Source organism: Bacillus sp. ISL-75, from assembly GCF_018613095.1.
Map to the genome: position 1 here is coordinate 132,018 of NZ_JAGGQX010000019.1, position 15,709 is coordinate 147,726.

Here is a 15,709-nt window from a genome sequence, read left to right on the forward strand (position 1 = left end):
TTTAATAGTATAAATAGACTATATAAAGGGGAATGCATAAGTGCAAACGATTATATGGGCCATTAGTTCTATGGTTATTTTGATGTTAATAATATTCTTTTTACCTTTAGGTTACACCTTAAAGGGGAAGTTCCTTTTAGTCTTAACTAGTTTTATTTTGTCACTTGGTGGACTTGCTGCTATTTCAATCGTTCCATTATGGGAGACTACATTAATGCTTTTTGCTCTCATCTTTTTTGTAGCATATTTTATTAATAACCGCTTGGGAGCTCTAATATCCAAAGAAAGTTCTGTCTTTGGCGAAGATTTAGATGACGAATTTGAGCATCACGAACCTGTTTACAAAAAAGAAAGTCTAAAAGATGTGAATTTAGTGAAAATTGACGAAGAGTTAACGTTACCTATTTCATCAAATATTGATCTAGGAAAAGATACAGTGAGTGAATTAAGTCCTTCTCCAGTAATGACTAATATTAAAGAAACAACAGCTAATGAATCGGAAACAATAGATGACGATATTTCATTTTTCTTAGAAAGAAATACAGAAGTAGATGTACCTGAACAAATGGAAAATAAAAACATGGAAAATGACTATGTATTAGATATCGAGAGTTTACTAGAGATTGAGGAAAAAACGGTTCAAGAGAATTTGGATGAAGAAATTCATGAACTTTCACCAATCAAGGTAGATAAGAGCTTCCCTATACAGCTTAATGAGGAAGAAGAGCCTTTAGATGACTCTCTTTTCGATTTTCTTCTCGCGCAAAAAGAAGTAGCTTCAGAACGAGATGATATCCTAGATGAAATTGTACCAAAGGAAAAGGTAAGCTTACAAAAGTAACTAAAAATTATTATTATATATAATAGTTTACTTATTGAAGTATAATGTGAGTGTTTGAAGGGAGGCAGATATTTTGGGCAAAAATCAGCAAATGATCAAATTGTTTGTTGTTTTACTTTTTTGTACGGCATTTATATTTAGTTTCTCCCATTATGGCGCTAAAGCATTTGAAAAAATAACAAATGCAGATGGGAAATTCTCTGATGTTACTACGATCGGTGCTTTAGATGTTTCAGGTAAGTCAGAAGATGAAGCAAAAAGTCTGTTAGAGGAAAAGTATGTCGCATGGCTAAAAGATACATCAATTGAACTGCAATATGGAGAAAAAACAGCTCCCTTTGATTTAAAACAATTCTATCTAGATTCCGAGAAATCAGTCGATTCAATCAAGGATGGAGAAAAAAATGCTGCTTTTATTACTGTAGATAAATTACAAGTGAAAGAACAACTAGAGATTTTATTTCCTCAATTAAATACAAGTGATGTTGATATAGACAAGCTTACGACTAGATTAAATTCAACAGCTGCACTATTCCAATCCGGTTCACAAAACTTAGACCTTTATAATGATTTCTTACTTGCAGATCATATCAAAAAGGATGCTGTCTTAAATACGGCAGTAATCACAATGAATGAAGTTCCGTTTGCATTGCAAACTGTAATTGATAAAAACCCAAAAATTGAAATTTCAGAAGGATCCACTTTTTCACTGCTACAATTTGCTGAAAAACAAAAAATTGAAGACCCAGATTCACTAAATGTGATTGCAACTGGAATTTATCAAGCGATATTACCTTCTAACTTCTCGATTGTTGAAAGAAACATTGGCAGTTCTTTACCGAATTATTCGAGTTTGGGATTCGAAGCTAAAGTTAATTCAAGTAAAAAGGCTGATTTAATAATAGCAAATCCAAATAAGGCCAAGTATATTCTTAAACTTACCTTAGAAAACAAGCAATTGAAGGTCACTTTGACGGGTGAAAAGTTAGTTTATAAATATCAAATAACCACAAAAGACGAACAAAAGTTAGCACCTAAAACAATCGTTCAATATAGTCCTTTGCTACTACCAGGAAAAACAAAGGTACAAACAAAAGGTGAGCAGGGTCAAATTGTTAAGGTTTATAGGGAAGTTTATCAAGGTGACCAATTCCTTAAAAGTGAACTAATTTCCGAGGATTATTATCCCCCTTCCTATCGGATTGAAATTCATGGGCTTGCAGGAAGCGCACAAGCAACCACTACAACAACTGATACATCTGGTAATCCGGTGGATAACAGTAACCAGACGGTCGATACAACTAGTCCTAATGGAAATCAATCGACGGCAACTTCTGGTAACCCCCAGCAGGAATCCACTGATAATGAATTATGGGGAAAGCCAAATGAACAACCAAAATAAAAGCAGGGATGTAATATGAGGCAAACACGAAAACGACTTGGTGATTTGTTAATTGAAGAAGGATTAATTACACCTGAACAACTTCAATCGACGTTAGATGAAAAAGATTCTGGCCAAAAAATTGGTGATGCCCTTATCCAAAGGGGTTATTTAACAGAGCAGCAACTTGTTGAAGTACTTGAATATCAACTGGGTATCCCTCAAGTTAGCCTATTTCAGTACCCATTTGATACCAATCTTTTTTCGCTTTTATCTAAAGAAACAGCGAAAAGGAATCTAATTATCCCATTAAAAAGAGAAGGAAATAAGCTTTTCGTAGCAATGGCGAATCCGATGGACTTTATTGTGATCGACGATTTACGTTTGTCGACTGGATTTCATATAGAGCCAGCCATTGCAACAAAGGACGATATTCTTCGAACGATAAATAAATATTATGATATCGACGATGGGCTCGATGAATTACTTGACGAGCTCCCACAAAATGATCGGGGCAGAAATGATGATGTTACCGATCAAAATTCACCGATTGTTCGTTTGGTGAATCAAATTTTATCGAATGCTGTGATTCAAAGAGCTAGTGATATTCATATCGATCCACAGGAAACAAAGGTGGTTGTTCGTTACCGAGTGGATGGTGTATTACGGAATGAACGAATACTCCCACGTAATATGCAAAGTGTCTTAACCGCTAGAATTAAAATCATGTCTAATCTTGATATAACTGAACATCGGGTCCCACAGGATGGCAGGATAAAGTTAAATCTCGACTTTCATCCTGTCGATCTTCGTGTCTCAACGCTTCCAACAGTTTACGGTGAGAAGATCGTTATGCGTCTCCTTGACATGGGATCAACCTTAAATGATTTAAACAAACTTGGATTTAATGCCTTAAATATGAAGAGATTCACTGAGATGATTGAAAAGCCAACAGGCATTGTCCTAATTACTGGGCCAACAGGGTCGGGAAAATCTTCGACCCTCTATGCGGCCCTAAATAAGCTTAACAGTGAGGCCGTCAATATCATTACAGTTGAGGACCCCGTTGAATATCAATTGGAAGGGATTAACCAAATCCAGGTGAACACGAATGTTGGAATGACTTTCGCTGCAGGTCTTAGATCAATCCTTCGTCAAGACCCGAATATTATCATGGTCGGAGAAATTCGTGATAAAGAAACAGCAGAAGTGGCCATCCGTGCCTCGTTAACGGGCCACTTAGTTTTAAGTACCCTCCATACAAATGATTCAATCGGAACTGTTACCAGGCTGATTGATATGGGGGTAGAGCCGTTTTTACTAGCATCTTCTTTAAGCGGAATTGTTGCTCAGCGCCTTGTCCGAAAGGTGTGTCGTGATTGTGCGGAAATTCAAGAACCATCAAAGCGTGAAATAGAGATTTTTGCAAAGCGCGGTATGAGGATTGAAAAAATTACTCGCGGAAAAGGCTGTTCATCCTGCAGCATGACAGGCTATAAAGGCAGGCTTGCCCTTCATGAGGTGCTGGTCATAAATGACGAGATGAGTAGGGCAATGATGAACGGCGAATCTTTTCAAAAGTTGAAGGAATTGGCTAATAAAAATAAAACGATCTTTTTACTAGATGATGGTTTATTAAAAATAAAGCAAGGGTTAACAACAACCGAAGAAGTATTAAAAGTAGCAATTCTGGAGTAGGAGAACGTTACAATGAAAGAAAAAATTGACGCAATATTACGAGCTGCGATTGAATATAAAGCCTCAGATGTTCATTTAACTGTCGGTGTTCCCCCAGTCATGCGAATTAATGGTGACCTAAGAAGATACGGAACAGATAAAATTATGCCAGATGACACCGAGGGAATGGCCAAAGCGATCATACCTGAAGGATTGTGGGATTTATTTAAGGAAAAAGGGGAACTTGATTTCTCTTATGGTGTTCCTGGTATATCGCGATTTCGTGTCAATGCCTATCATCAGCGTAAAAGTGTTTCGATTGCCCTAAGAACTGTAGCATCGAAAACACCAACAATAGAAGAGTTAGACTTACCTGATATTGTTTCCAAGCTGGTTGAGAAGCCGCAGGGGCTCATTCTCGTAACGGGACCTACAGGAAGCGGGAAATCAACGACGCTAGCTTCGATGATTGATTATATGAACCGAACGATGCGGAAGCATATCATTACCTTGGAAGATCCTATCGAATATCTTCATCGCCATGGAAGTTCAATTATTGACCAGCGGGAAGTTGGTTTCGATACAAATAACTATGCCAGTGGCTTAAAAGCTGCCCTCCGTCAAGATCCTGACGTTATTCTGGTTGGTGAAATGCGGGACATAGAGACGATGTCAATCGCGATAACCGCCGCAGAAACTGGTCACCTTGTTTTAGGCACGCTTCATACATCAAGTGCACCGACAACCATTAACCGAATCATTGATGTATTCCCATCGGGACAACAGCCACAAATACGTGTCCAGTTAGCTTCGGTACTAGTTGGCGTTATTTCTCAACGTTTATTTCCGACAGCCGATAAAAAAGGCCGTAAAGCAGCAACTGAAATTTTGGTGAATAATGCGGCAATTGCGAACCTAATTAGAAATGAAAAAATCCATCAAATTCAAAGTACGATGCAAACTTCCCGCGCCCAAGGAATGCATACACTTGAAATGAGTATTAGAGACCTCCTTGATCGCAATCTGATCCAAAAGGAAGCCGCATCACAATACTTACATGAAAGAATGATGATGAATGGCTAGATATAAATATGCTGGACGGGATCGGAAAGGAAAACGGCAGGGTACCGTTAATGCAGGTTCTAAGCGAGAAGCGATGGAAAAATTAAAAGAAGAAGGCATTAGGGTGATTGAAATAACCCAAGTACCTGAGACCCTAATGACAAAAGATATAACACTCGGGGCTCCGGTAAAACTGCAGAATTTTGTTATTTACTTAAGACAATTCTCCACTTTAATTAAAGCGGGGGTAACTGTTGTCGATGCAACAGCCATCTTAGCTTTGCAGACCGAGAGTAAAGCCTTAAAGAAGGCTTTACTAGATGTAGAACAGGAAATGCGGGAAGGTAATCCACTTTCAGAAGCTGCTGCTAAGCACAAAAAAATATTTAATCAGATGTTTATTAACCTGGTTAAAGCAGGGGAAATAAGTGGTAATTTGGACGAGACCCTTGATCGTTTGGCTGAGCATTTTGAAAAACAACACTATACACGGCAAAAAATCGTTTCCGCCCTTTCCTATCCGATTGCAGTTGGATTTATTGCTATTATTGTTGTTATCTTTTTACTTGTTGCCGTTGTCCCAACATTTGTTTCGATGTTTGCTGATATGGGTGGGGAACTGCCCGCCATTACAAAATTTGTCCTATCAGCAAGTGACTTTATGCAGTCGTTTTGGTGGCTTGTTATATTAATGATTTTTGCCATCGTGTTTTTAATTACGTATTTTAAAAAAAATAACCAAACTAAATACTATTTTGATTATTTTTTGTTGAAGATGCCGATATTTGGTAATTTACTACAAAAAGCAGCGCTTGCACGGATGATGAGAACACTCAGTTCGTTGTTCTCGAGTTCAGTTCCAATTCTCCAAGCAATGTCCATTGTAGAGAAAGTCGTAGAAAATGAGGTTCTAGCAAAGGTAATTCGAGAGTCACGGGATTCACTAGAGAAAGGTCGTTCCATGACGGATCCAATGCAAAGACACTGGGCTTTTCCGCCCTTAGTTACTCAAATGATTGCAATTGGTGAGGAAACTGGTGCTTTGGATGCGATGCTATCCAAAATTGCTGAATTCTATGAAAAAGAAGTAGAGAATGGAACAGATAGGTTAAAATCGTTAATTGAACCAATTATGATTGTCTTTTTGGCTGGTTTAGTTGGGACTATAGTCACATCTATTATGGTTCCAATGTTTAGCATGTTCGACCAATTTCAACAGATGAATCAATAATAGACATGAAAACAAAAATATTGAGGATATAAGACAAAATACCATAGAATTCTCTTTTCTTTTCTTTGTCAATTAATGTATACTACAAGAGACAATATTACTAGGTTTATAGAACCATAATGGGAGATGAAGTTTATGTTACAAAAGTTGAAAAAGAAAATTAAAGATCAACGTGGAATGACCCTAATTGAATTATTAGCTGTAATAGTCATTTTAGGAATTATTTCTGCAATTGCTATACCAAGTATTTTGGGATTGATAGAAAACAGTAAAAAAGATGCTCATGTGGCCAATGCGCAACAAATAATTAACTCTGCAAAATTAGCAGTTGCTGGTGATGAGACACTTAGACCAACCCCTCCTGTTGCCCCTGCAACAGCAAGTACTCCTAAAATAATACTTGTTTCTGATTTAGTTGCTAAAGGTTATCTAGAAACGATAGAAGATCCTGATGGTGGTGGATCCTATGATGCAGCGTCTGCGGTAATTGTTTCAGAATCTGGGAATAAATATTCCTATTCCATTTTCTTAGATGGAAGCAAGAGAAAAATTGGAACTGCTGCTACTGTTGCTGGATCAATTACAGAAAGTGGATTGAAAAGAAGTATAGTAACTCCATAAGAATATGATAACTATTTTACTAATCTTGTTTTTTCTTTATGGTATTACCCTTGGCTCCTTCTTTAATGTAGTTGGACTTCGATTACCATTAAAGAAATCAATTGTCGCGCCACGTTCGGCTTGCCCTACATGTGGGCATCAATTAGAACCATATGAACTGATTCCTATAATTTCTTATTTGCTTCAAGGAGGAAAATGCCGCGGATGTCAGTCGCGGATTTCTCCTATCTATCCAATATTTGAACTACTTACTGGAATACTATTTATGACAGCACCATTAGTTATTGGCTGGTCTGGAGAATTAGTGGTTGCACTAACACTAATCTCACTGTTTATGATTATCATTGTATCAGATATTCACTATATGCTTATCCCTGATAAAATTCTGATCTGGTTTGCAGGGATTTTTTTATTGGAACGGATTATTTGGCCGCTAAACCCATGGTGGGGCAGCCTCCTTGGTGCTGTGTCTGGTTTCATTCTCCTTTTACTCATTGCTGTCGTTAGCAAAGGTGGAATGGGTGGCGGCGATGTTAAACTGTATGCCTTACTTGGATTGGTCCTAGGATTTAAACTAGTACTTTTGTCCTTCTTTCTTTCTACATTGTTCGGAGCCGTCATTGGCGGGTTAGCGTTACTGTTTAGAATTGTCAAAAGACGACAGCCCATTCCATTTGGACCATTTATTGCTGCCGGAACATTAACAGCATATTATTGGGGATCGGATTTAATTAATTTGTATATACATTTCCTTAATCAAGGATTTTAACTAAGGGGTTTTTTATATGGCTTTTTCCCTGTTTACATCTAAAAACCGAATAATTAATCTCGTTTTGAATGATCATTCGATTCGTTTGCTTGAATTAAAACAGGAGAATCCACCTGTTGCCCAAAGATGGTGCGAACGTTTCCTCCCGCCTGGAATTATTAGTGATGGGAAAATTATCGATGTCGATTCTTTGGCAAACATTTTGGAAGAGTGTATCGGTGAATGGAGGATTCAAAGACGTCAAGTTCGTTTTCTAGTCCCGGATCCGTTGGTCATCATTCGGAAAGTTTCCGTTCCTGCTGAAATACAGGAGGATGAAATTCAGGGATACCTCTATTTAGAGCTTGGTTCTAGTATCCATTTACCGTTTGAGGAACCAGTCTTTGATTTTTATTCATTAAAAAGTGATGGAAAAACAAGGGATTTACTTCTATTTGTAGCACCTGAGCAGCAGGTGATGGAGTATTCGGGCTTATTGTCTAAGCTCAAGCTTGATCCGATTGCTGCAGATATTTCACCGCTTGCACTGTACCGCTTGTATTATCAACTGGAACAACCAAGTGCAAATGAAGTAATCTTTTCGGTTCAATTTGACTTGACGAGCGTTAACTTATCTATCTTTGAACAAAATGTGCCGCTTGTTATGCGCCAATTTGCAATACCATTTAATGTAGATCTATGGGATGTAAAGGTGGACATGGCTGGTCTATTGGCATTCAAGTATACAGGTGAGACAGAAGAGTTAGTGATTCAATTTGAGGATATATTCAGAGAGATTAATAAATTAAGTGACTTTTACCGCTATTCACTAAGTAATGATAGAAGTGATATCACCAAGTTTTTACTGAACGGTGATCATCCAATGCTTCAAGCAATCTTTGATGAAATGAAAGAGAGATTCGATGTCCCAGTTGATATGATTTCTCTTGAATCCAATTCAAAAGGAAAAATAGAAAGAGTACCTCCTAGTTTATTACTACCTTTAGGTCTCGCATTAAAAGGGGTGCAATAATGTTAGTAGAAATTAACCTGCTTCCCCAAAAGGAACCGAAGAAAATCGGCTTTATCATTACTTTGTCATGTTTAGTTGGCCTATTGGTCCTTACGGGTGCATATTACCTCTGGCAGACGAATTCCACTAAAAGCGTGATCGCCTCATTAGATAGACAAATCACGATGACAAAGAAGATTGCTGAAAAAGAAAATAAAAGTACAGAAACAGTTGAAGCTACTAGCTCTGTTAGTCAGTTAAAGACTGCAATAGAATGGGCAAATGATTATCCGATTCAGACGATACCCGTCATGCGCCATCTGACCTCATTACTTCCTGAGCGTGGCTTTATCCAAAGCTTTGCCTATACAGAAGCGGGGACAATCTCGTTAACAGTTCAATTTGATAGTGCTAGAGAAGCTGCCTACTTTTTAGAAAACCTAAATGAATCAAAATGGATCGAGGAAGCAAGTTTAAGCTCATTAGCAGCAGCCTCAACCTCAGAATCGACGGTTGATAATGCTAGTGCTACAATTTCGACTAACCAAACAAATGCAACCAATTCAACGACTCAAACAACGAACCAAACCAACACAACCAATTCGGACCAAGCGGTTACTAACCAAAGTTCATCTTCAAATACTAATAGTCAAACGAATTCAGCTGCAGGAATAACGGGAACTGGTGTTCAAACCAATACCGCGAACACGACAGCAACTACAAGTACTGTTAACAATACAACAACAACTTCAAGTGGTACCGAAAGTAAGTCAGTGAGCGATAATATCCTTCCTCGCTACACAGGTCAATTTGAAATAAAACTCGATAAAGAAGTGGTTAAAAAGAATATTAAAAAGAGCAACAAAGATGAGGAAGGAGTGACTGGTTCATGAAGCTCCGTTTCTCCAAAAAACAAAGCCTAATAATTGGGATTGTTACTCTGATAGTGGTATTAGTCCTTGTTTATGCTCAGTTCTTTAAACTCTCACCTTTAAAATCAGATTTAGCTACCAAGCAGCAGTCACTTGAGTCCGAACAAAAGCTGTTGGAAATCTTCAGTCAAAAAAAGGCCGAAGATACGAAAAAAACGACTGAAGATACGCGGGAATTACAGAAGAAATTACCTGTAAAGCCGTTACAGGAACAATTGATATTAGATCTAGAAAAGGCAGAGAACATTTCAAAAAGTAAAATTAGTTCGATGAGCTTTTCAAAAGATGCGGATGTAACTACTAGCGCTGACCAAGCTAATGCCGAAAATGCTACTGGTCAACAAACCACAACGAACCAAACTGATACGAATCAAGCCACAGCCAATCAGGACACAGCGGCACAACAAACCGCTTCGGCCCAAATCGCTGGCTTGAAGAAGCTGACAGTTTCGTTGAGTGTGGAATCACCAAGCTATGAAGATTTAGAGAAGTTTATTGATACATTAGAATCTTTAAACCGCATTGTCGTGGTTGAATCGATAAGTTATTCAGGCGGGCAAGAGATCACCAGTTTAGACCAAGAAGACGAGCCTTTAACTTACAGTCTGACAATTTCTGCATTCTACATGCCGAGTTTAACAGACCTTGCCGCAGAGCTTCCGAAAATCGATGCACCTGCACCAGCTGGTAAAGACAATCCGCTCAGTCAGTTCTCTGCCACTACAGGGACGCAGCCATAATTAACACCATCGCAAACTGTAAAAAAATTGGCGAAAGTCTACGATAACAAGACGACAAAAGTCTTGTTATTTTTTTTTGCCTTTATGATAGGATGGAACAAATTACCCGTGGTAGAGAGAGGAGTACGTTTTAGTGGACAAGCCTACTAAAGGCAATACAATCAAGATCAAATTAAATGGAGAAAACCCGCCCCATCTGGATGTTCCTCCAAAAGAAGTCGAAGCCAGCATCGACCCCATTCCTAAAGTGATAAAAATAAATTCGAATCTCTCAGAATCGGATAACTTCATGGAGACAGCGGCAGCACAAGAGTCTGTCGACGAAAGTTTTGATTGGATTATTCCTGAATCCTCCGAAAATGACATAGAGGAGTTTAAAATTGTACCAAGTCAAAGTGGCAAAAAATCTGCCCTTCCCAAAATTACAACCTTTTCATCTAATACCAAAAAGAAAAATGGCCGGCCGTTAGGAACCATTTTAATTTCTGCCGTCTTCGCCATCCTTATCGGAACAACGATCGGGGTTGTGATGCTTAAGTTAGTGATAACTACACCAACTGATAAGACTGTTGTAACCGAACCAACAGTAGTTACTGAAAAGCCTGCTAGCACCGAAACCAAAACTACGGAGGGCAAGAACTCGTCTGCAGCTATATCCCAAGTAACTGCTTACGTCATTCAGGGCGGAGTTTTTTCATCGGAAGCTGGTGCCAAAGAGACATCTTCAAGTTTAGACTCGAAAGGCATACCATCTCAAACCGTTGAAATGGATGGCAAGTACTTTTTATTCTTTGGTGTTGCGGATTCCATCGAAGCGGCTAAAGCACTTGGGGCTCAATATAAAGAAAATGGAATTGAAGATGTGTTTGCCAAGCCGCTGTTATTAGATGAAAAGAAGTTTACCGGTGTTACTGAAAAAGAAAAAACCTTTTTAAAAGCTGTACCGACCATGTATCAAACGTTATCTCTTACATCTTCGACTGCTCTCCTGACCAAGTCGCTTTCTGAGGATTCTAGCAAAGCCATCTTAGAGATTGAAGAACAATTAAAGAGTAGTGTTAAAAACAAAAAATTAAAAGATCTAAAAGCAGAATTAGTTAGTGCAAACGAGAAACTAAAGGCATTTCAAGAATCAAAATCCGAAAAGAATCTTAGTGATGCCCAACAGCACTTGCTAAACTTCATGTCATTATATTTTTCAAAGTAATCAATATCTGACAAAGCTCGATATTTTCCGGGAAATAAGGCCTATCGAATCTGGATAGGCTTTTTAAATTGATCATAAAAAGAAATATTCCGCATAATTTTACAAATTCCATCAAAATTTAATGATATAAAAATTGTTTGCTACTACAATTTCTGATACGATTGAATTGTATCTCCCTAATACGTACCAAAGGTAAGGTGATCGAATGCAGAACCTCATTTTAGCCTCTTCTTCTCCACGGCGAAAAGAACTTCTAGAAACTCTCCGTTTAACATTCGCGATTTCAAGTAGTGAAGTTGATGAAAGTTTTGACCCATCTCTCTCTCCTAAAGAAGTAGTGATGGAGTTAGCCGACCGAAAGGCCCAGGCGGTTTTTAAAGAAAACCAGAACGCCTTTGTGATTGGCTCGGACACAATAGTTGTGGCGGATAATCAAATTTTAGGAAAGCCTGTAGATGAAGCAGAAGCATTTACAATGTTAAAAAGCTTGTCAGGAAAGCAGCATGATGTCTTTACTGGAGTTTCGATTGTGTCTCCAACAGGTACAACAACGTTTTATGAAAGAACAGAAGTTTGGTTTTGGGAGTTAACTGACGACTCAATACGGGCGTATGTAAAAAGTGGTGAACCGCTTGATAAAGCAGGTGCATATGGCATTCAGCAGCTCGGAAGTATGCTTGTCAAAAAAATAAATGGAGACTATTTTGCGGTTGTCGGTCTGCCTGTTTCAAGAACAATAAGAGAATTGAAAAAGGCTGGCTACCAGTTGCCGTATTAAACTTTTTTAGTTCATTAACTCCCTTAAAAAAGGGAGGAAAAAAAGTGTCCACCAATACATTAATGATCCGTGATTTCCCTCAAGATGAAAGGCCTAGAGAACGATTTATTCAGCATGGACCACAAAGCTTATCCAATCATGAATTGATTGCCATCTTACTTCGAACCGGAACAAAGGACGAATCGGTTCTGCAACTATCGAATCGACTGCTGACCCATTTTGAAGGGTTACGACTTTTAAAAGCAGCTACTTTAGAAGAAATGACTGAGATAAAAGGGATTGGTTCGGCGAAGGCCATTCAAATCCTTGCTGCTGTCGAAATTGGCAGAAGGATTACCAACCTCGACTATAAGGACCGATATGTTATCCGCTCGCCGGAAGACGGTGCAAAGTACCTGATGAATGATATGCGCTTTTTATCACAAGAGCATTTTGTTTGCATGTATTTAAACACTAAGAATCAAGTAATCCATAAACAAACGATTTTTATTGGCAGCTTAAACGCCTCGATTGTTCATCCAAGGGAGGTGTTCCGCGAGGCGTTAAAGCGGTCAGCTGCTTCCGTTATTGCGGCACACAATCATCCCAGCGGTGACCCGGCGCCAAGCCGCGAGGACATTGAGGTGACCAAGCGACTAGTCGAATGCGGAAAAATAATTGGCATCGATTTACTCGATCATTTAATCATCGGGGAGAACAAGTTTGTGAGTCTCAAGGAAAAAGGGTATTTATAACTATGATTTTATTTGACGTTAAGTTATAATAATGGTTATGATTTTTTAGGACTACTTAAGACTTAACTAGATAAATATTGAGAAAAAAGACATGATATTAAAGTGATTACCAACCTATTGGAGTTTTTGTATTACGTATCAGAAAGGGAGCTACAAAATTATGTTTGGAATAAGAGCTAGAGATCTTGGGATTGACTTGGGGACTGCAAATACCCTTGTATATGTAAAAGGAAAAGGAATTGTCTTACGCGAGCCATCCGTTGTGGCGATGCAGACAGATACGAAGAATATTGTCGCAGTTGGTAACGACGCGAAAAATATGATTGGACGGACGCCGGGGAATATCGTCGCTTTAAGACCGATGAAGGATGGAGTCATCGCTGATTTTGAAACCACAGCGGCAATGATGAAGTACCATATTCGTCAAGCACAGAAAGGGAAGAACGTATTTACGGGTAATCCATACGTCATGGTTTGTGTTCCTTCTGGGATTACAGCGGTCGAGGAAAGAGCGGTGATCGATGCGACTAGACAAGCAGGGGCAAAGGATGCCTATACCATTGAGGAGCCATTTGCTGCGGCGATTGGCGCTAATTTGCCTGTTTGGGAACCTACTGGCAGCATGGTCGTCGATATTGGCGGGGGAACGACCGAAGTGGCGATTATTTCGTTAGGTGGAATTGTTACAAGCATTTCAATCCGTGTTGCTGGCGATGAAATGGACGAGTCGATTGTTTCTTATATTCGAAAAAATTATAACTTGATGATCGGGGACAGGACTTCTGAAGCGATTAAAATGGAAATTGGCTCAGCAGGGGATCCTGAAGGGGTCGACAATATGGAGATTCGCGGCCGGGATTTATTAACGGGTCTGCCAAAGACAATCGAAATCTCCGCAAAAGAAATTGCTGGAGCATTACGCGATACGGTTTCTGCGATTGTAGAAGCGGTCAAGAATACGTTAGAAAAAACACCGCCGGAACTCGCTGCCGATATTATGGATCGTGGGATTGTCCTAACAGGTGGGGGAGCTCTGCTCCGTAATTTAGACAAAGTGATTAGTGAAGAAACGAAAATGCCTGTTCTAATTGCCGAGAATCCACTCGATTGCGTTGCGATTGGAACAGGAAAAGCTCTCGATCATATTCATTTATTTAAAAACAAAACGAGAGATTCACGCTAAAAATAGCGGCAGCGCCCGTTAGCCGTTGGCCGCTGGAACAAGACAACTATCAAAGCTTAAAAACTATACTTTTTATCTAGGAAAATAGAGGTGTATAATCATGCCACAGTTCTTTCTGAATAAACGTCTGATTATTTTGCTTGTCAGCATCATTGTTCTCGTGGCATTGATTGGGTTTTCTTTAAGGGAGAGAAGTAAACTATCCTGGCCGGAGCAATTTGTCAAAGATACAACCGGCTGGGTTCAATCCCTGGTTTCAAAGCCTACCCATTTTGTTGCAGGCTTTTTTGAAAATCTCCAGGATTTGCAAAATACATACGATGAGAATAAAGAATTAAAATCGCGGATTGAAAATCTTGTCAATCTTGAAGCACAAGTCCAAGAGTTGAAAAATGACAATGAAGAATTGCGTGACATTCTCGGTGAAAAAAAGACCCTGAGAGACTTCAAACCATTACCAGCTACCGTCATTGGCAGAAACCCTGATCGTTGGCATGAAATGATTATTATCGACAAAGGCAATTTAAACGGCATCGAAAAAAATATGGCTGTCGTAACAGCGACCGGCCTGATTGGAAAAGTAAAAAATGTGACACAATTCAGTTCGACTGTACAATTATTAAGTGCAATGGATCCTAAAAATCGAATTTCTGCCGTCGTACAAGGGAAAAAAGATGTTTATGGATTTGTACAAGGGTTTGATGACAAACAAAAATTACTATTAATTAAGGCGATTCCATCTGGCTCAAAAATTGAAAAAGGCCAAACCGTGATTACTTCCGGTTTAGGCGGAGTTTTTCCAAAAGGGCTGATGATTGGAAAAGTGGTAGATGTTAAGCCCGATCAGTACGGCTTAAATCAAACGGCTCTAGTGAAACCAGGGGCAGACTTTTATGATATAGAGAATGTCATTGTCATTAAAAGATTAATAACACAGCCAGTTAAAAGTGAACTATCTAATGAAAAGGGGGGGGAGTTGTGAGGAAATTCCTTCTTCCTCTTTTATTTCTTTTCCTTTTTATCGTAGAAAGTCTTTTTGTCGAGTTTTTACCGGCAAAGGTTTTTGGTTTTGAGCGAATATTTGTCCCGCACTTTCTGTTTACAGCCCTTTTGTTTTTAACGATTTTTGTCGGAAGAAAACACGGAATTATTTATGCGGCCATTTTTGGACTTTTATTTGACATAGTTTATGTCGAAATTATCGGTATTTACTTTTTTCTATATCCATTTATCTCCTATCTCATTTATAAATTATTGCAGGTTTTTCAATCAAATATTATCACTGCTTTTCTTGCTGCCCTTCTCGGTATCTCGTTATTAGAGATGGGTGTTTATGAAATGAATTATTTAATCCATGTAACAGACCTTGATTTTATCGGCTTTATTAACTTGCGTTTTTACCCTACCCTTTTATTAAATGCAGCTATTACTCTAATTATCGCCTATCCATTAAAGTGGCTATTTGAAAAACATTCGGAAGCATTAAGGGATGAATGATTTTTTTATAAAAAGAGGAGAATGGACGCATCGTGTCGAATTTTTATTAAGATAGTATGTACTTT

The 15,709-nt window shown here is 38.7% G+C and carries 16 protein-coding genes; all 16 read left to right on the forward strand.

The window, feature by feature from the left end:
* Positions 1-40 precede the first annotated feature (40 nt).
* Positions 41-841, forward strand: coding sequence for a hypothetical protein (locus tag J7E63_RS08860; protein ID WP_215011177.1), 801 nt, complete (start codon positions 41-43; stop codon positions 839-841).
* A 73-nt stretch (positions 842-914) separates the two neighbouring features.
* Positions 915-2,243, forward strand: coding sequence for a G5 domain-containing protein (locus tag J7E63_RS08865; protein WP_215011180.1), 1,329 nt, complete (start codon positions 915-917; stop codon positions 2,241-2,243).
* A gap of 15 nt (positions 2,244-2,258) precedes the next feature.
* Positions 2,259-3,920: a GspE/PulE family protein gene (locus tag J7E63_RS08870; RefSeq protein WP_215011182.1), complete on the forward strand. Its 1,662-nt coding sequence runs from the start codon at positions 2,259-2,261 to the stop codon at positions 3,918-3,920.
* A gap of 12 nt (positions 3,921-3,932) precedes the next feature.
* Positions 3,933-4,982 (forward strand): type IV pilus twitching motility protein PilT, encoded by a 1,050-nt coding sequence (locus J7E63_RS08875; protein WP_215011184.1) that lies wholly within the window; start codon positions 3,933-3,935, stop codon positions 4,980-4,982.
* Positions 4,975-6,192 carry a type II secretion system F family protein gene (locus tag J7E63_RS08880; RefSeq protein WP_215011186.1) on the forward strand — a complete coding sequence of 406 codons (1,218 nt, stop codon included), beginning with the start codon at positions 4,975-4,977 and terminating at the stop codon, positions 6,190-6,192. Before J7E63_RS08875 ends, J7E63_RS08880 begins: the two co-directional genes overlap by 8 nt.
* A gap of 135 nt (positions 6,193-6,327) precedes the next feature.
* Complete coding sequence (locus J7E63_RS08885) at positions 6,328-6,813, forward strand: prepilin-type N-terminal cleavage/methylation domain-containing protein (protein ID WP_215011188.1); 486 nt, start codon at positions 6,328-6,330, stop codon at positions 6,811-6,813.
* A gap of 4 nt (positions 6,814-6,817) precedes the next feature.
* Positions 6,818-7,582, forward strand: coding sequence for a prepilin peptidase (locus J7E63_RS08890; RefSeq protein ID WP_215011190.1), 765 nt, complete (start codon positions 6,818-6,820; stop codon positions 7,580-7,582).
* A gap of 16 nt (positions 7,583-7,598) precedes the next feature.
* On the forward strand, positions 7,599-8,594 hold the full coding sequence (gene pilM / locus J7E63_RS08895) for a type IV pilus biogenesis protein PilM (protein WP_215011192.1): 996 nt from the start codon (positions 7,599-7,601) through the stop codon (positions 8,592-8,594).
* Positions 8,594-9,466, forward strand: coding sequence for a PilN domain-containing protein (locus J7E63_RS08900; protein ID WP_215011194.1), 873 nt, complete (start codon positions 8,594-8,596; stop codon positions 9,464-9,466). The genes pilM and J7E63_RS08900 overlap by 1 nt, the downstream gene beginning before the upstream one ends.
* Positions 9,463-10,245 (forward strand): pilus assembly protein PilO, encoded by a 783-nt coding sequence (locus J7E63_RS08905; RefSeq protein WP_215011196.1) that lies wholly within the window; start codon positions 9,463-9,465, stop codon positions 10,243-10,245. The genes J7E63_RS08900 and J7E63_RS08905 overlap by 4 nt, the downstream gene beginning before the upstream one ends.
* A 133-nt stretch (positions 10,246-10,378) precedes the next feature.
* Entirely contained in the window at positions 10,379-11,452 is a 1,074-nt protein-coding gene (locus J7E63_RS30325) for an SPOR domain-containing protein (protein ID WP_215011198.1), read from the forward strand.
* Positions 11,453-11,657: 205 nt separating this feature from the next.
* Positions 11,658-12,230, forward strand: a complete 573-nt coding sequence (locus J7E63_RS08915; protein ID WP_215011200.1) for a Maf family protein — start codon at positions 11,658-11,660, stop codon at positions 12,228-12,230.
* A gap of 44 nt (positions 12,231-12,274) precedes the next feature.
* Positions 12,275-12,964, forward strand: a complete 690-nt coding sequence (radC, locus tag J7E63_RS08920) for a RadC family protein (protein ID WP_088089148.1) — start codon at positions 12,275-12,277, stop codon at positions 12,962-12,964.
* 160 nt (positions 12,965-13,124) lie between these two features.
* The gene (locus J7E63_RS08925; protein WP_214731769.1) at positions 13,125-14,147 is read left to right on the forward strand and encodes a rod shape-determining protein; all 1,023 of its coding nucleotides are present in this window, start codon (positions 13,125-13,127) and stop codon (positions 14,145-14,147) included.
* 100 nt (positions 14,148-14,247) lie between these two features.
* Entirely contained in the window at positions 14,248-15,129 is an 882-nt protein-coding gene (gene mreC / locus J7E63_RS08930) for a rod shape-determining protein MreC (protein WP_215011202.1), read from the forward strand.
* A complete protein-coding gene (gene mreD, locus J7E63_RS08935) occupies positions 15,126-15,644 on the forward strand; it encodes a rod shape-determining protein MreD (RefSeq protein ID WP_215011204.1) in 519 nt (172 codons plus the stop codon). The genes mreC and mreD overlap by 4 nt, the downstream gene beginning before the upstream one ends.
* Positions 15,645-15,709 lie beyond the last annotated feature (65 nt).